The sequence below is a fragment of the Mesobacillus sp. LC4 genome, assembly GCF_053543455.1.
Genome location: NZ_JBGCUB010000027.1, coordinates 1 through 2212, shown reverse-complemented (window position 1 = coordinate 2212; position 2212 = coordinate 1). Strand labels below are relative to the sequence as shown.

4 protein-coding genes are annotated in these 2212 nt (G+C 32.6%); all 4 read left to right on the top strand.

Annotated elements, in window-relative coordinates; translation table 11 throughout:
* Window positions 1-254: 254 nt before the first annotated feature.
* Window positions 255-719, top strand: a complete 465-nt coding sequence (locus AB5I83_RS23625; RefSeq protein ID WP_448978945.1) for a hypothetical protein — start codon at window positions 255-257, stop codon at window positions 717-719.
* 184 nt (window positions 720-903) lie between these two features.
* Window positions 904-1116: a helix-turn-helix transcriptional regulator gene (locus tag AB5I83_RS23620; protein ID WP_448978943.1), complete on the top strand. Its 213-nt coding sequence runs from the start codon at window positions 904-906 to the stop codon at window positions 1114-1116.
* Window positions 1113-1499 carry a hypothetical protein gene (locus tag AB5I83_RS23615; RefSeq protein WP_448978941.1) on the top strand — a complete coding sequence of 129 codons (387 nt, stop codon included), beginning with the start codon at window positions 1113-1115 and terminating at the stop codon, window positions 1497-1499. The genes AB5I83_RS23620 and AB5I83_RS23615 overlap by 4 nt, the downstream gene beginning before the upstream one ends.
* Before the next feature lie 167 nt (window positions 1500-1666).
* Entirely contained in the window at window positions 1667-1873 is a 207-nt protein-coding gene (locus tag AB5I83_RS23610; protein ID WP_448978939.1) for a hypothetical protein, read from the top strand.
* Window positions 1874-2212 lie beyond the last annotated feature (339 nt).

The following is a 2212-nucleotide window of genomic DNA, read 5'->3' as shown; positions in this document are numbered from 1 at the left end:
AGTGCATAACTTTATAGAAGCTTGCAGGCTAAAGCGATTAGCTCTGTAAGCTTTTCTGCTATATGGATGTGAAAAAGCTAAGTAGGAAGCAGCTCATATATTAAAACTAAGTTGGTGAACAAACGTACTTGAATTTTATCTGAGGAAGGATTGCCGCCCTTTTTGGGGGGATTTTACATAAGGGCAGTTTAGTTCACTAAGGAATAACAAAAATAATGAGCATATACTAAAAATAAGATTAAACGGAGGTTGAGATGCGAAAAGTTTATCTAGATAGAACAGAACTAATGGGAGCCATAAATGTAAATTTAAAAGATACAGAGGTTATACCAGCAGGTACAACAATTTATCCTATGAGTGTTTATCATAAAAATGAGGAGTATCAAAAATATGCTAACGATTATGATATTCAATTTATCTTTGACGATGATATTCCACATATAGAATTTTATACGGTTCCATATGTAGATATTATGGCAAAAGATAGTAAAGGTGGGTATATCGGAACTGTTGGTAAACAATGTGATTTGAAAAGTGACGCACCAATTTGTTATATCAATAGGCATTTAGAGTGCTTGATCATTTCTGAAAACGGAGAAGATTTTCTGAGTAACATAGGAACCTGGCAAGACAACTTGAAACCCTATGATAAAATTACCGTTTATCGTTCGAAAGCAGAAGCAGAAACTGAACTAGAATTTATCGATTTGTCTGTCTGATATTCCGCCGTCATTATAAATTCATATTGAACTAACAGGTGCGTTGATCCAGGAAGGATTAAGCACTTTTTTGTTAAAACAAGGTAAGTGATGTGTAAAAAGTATTTGACACATCACTTACCTTGTTTTAACATTAAGGTGTAAAAAGTGTTTTACACTTTGGTGATTTGGTGGTGAAATTCTCATGGAAAATCTGATTAAAGAGTATCGAGAAAAGAAGGGGTTTTCACAAGGAAAGTTAGCTGAACTCTGTAGCGTAAGTAGGCAAACAATCAACGCTATTGAAAACAATAAATATGACCCAAGTTTGACGCTCGCATTTCAATTAGCAAATAGTTTAAGTGTGACTGTTGACCAACTTTTCTTATCTGAATTGAAAGGGGATGTGAAAAAATGAGTAAGAAAGACCTTGTAGGTTTATTATTTTTAATTGCCATTACTATGTTTTTTGGAGGAACATTACTAAGTTATATTGTGATAGATGGTGCAACATACGGTGTAACGGAGTTTCTTTTAATTATTGCTTTAGTAGTAGCTTGGGGACAGTTTTTTACATGGGGAACTCGAAAAGAAGTACAAAGAGATGAAATGGGCAAACAAATTATTAAGAGTAGTGCTTACGTTAGTTATTATGTTGTATTTTATTCCCTGTTAATACTTTGGGTTGTTGACTTCTTCTTTATTAGTAAAGGAGGAAACTTTTTATTATTTATTGCCTTATGCTTAGCGTATATAACTTATCCGATTATACAGTTTGTTTTAGTGAAAAGACATATATAATGATACTCTTATCTTCAGCTAAACGGGTGCGTTGATCCAGGAAGGATTAAGCACCTTTTTTGTTGAATTCCTTATTGAACGATAGGAGCAGATTAGTGTAATAAAGATATTCTAATTTTTATCTAATAGCATAACTTCGAGAAGTGCTATTAAAAGGAGAAAAGAGAATGGATAATTGGTTGTTTGTTTTCATCATAACCTTCATCGGGGGTTTTGTATTGGTATATGGAATTGGATCTATTATTGGTGGAGAAAATATTGAATTCATTTATTTACTATTGTTTATTGTTCAATTTTCTTTTACCACGACAATACTATTTCAGATTCTACATAGAGTGAAACAGCTAGAAAAAAAGGATTATCATAAAGAGTAATATTTAATTTGAAAAATAGCAAAAGATCTTGCAATAAGTACTCCGCAGGAAATTTTCCGTGAGTGGTTTTCCATTAATGGCGGCAAAACTTTTGGTTTTCCTCGATTAGCATACTTTTTGGGAGATCTGCTATTTCAAGAAAAAGTTTTACAAGTTGGAGAAATGAACGCCATTGTAGCTTGGAAAGATCACAATTTTGAAGAAGTCGTTAATAGTTGGTTGAACTATTAAAAAGCGTATAGATTCTAAGGTATATCAACAATTGTGAAACATTCAAATTGAACAAGCAGGTTTGTTAAAAAAACAATTACGTAAAAGAGGGGGATTATTATGGTACAG

Coding starts and splice junctions, on each gene's coding strand:
- AB5I83_RS23615 (WP_448978941.1), top strand. CDS start 1,113: ATGAGTAAGAAAGACCTTGTAGGTTTATTATTTTTAATTGCCATTACT.
- AB5I83_RS23610 (WP_448978939.1), top strand. CDS start 1,667: ATGGATAATTGGTTGTTTGTTTTCATCATAACCTTCATCGGGGGTTTT.
- AB5I83_RS23625 (WP_448978945.1), top strand. CDS start 255: ATGCGAAAAGTTTATCTAGATAGAACAGAACTAATGGGAGCCATAAAT.
- AB5I83_RS23620 (WP_448978943.1), top strand. CDS start 904: ATGGAAAATCTGATTAAAGAGTATCGAGAAAAGAAGGGGTTTTCACAA.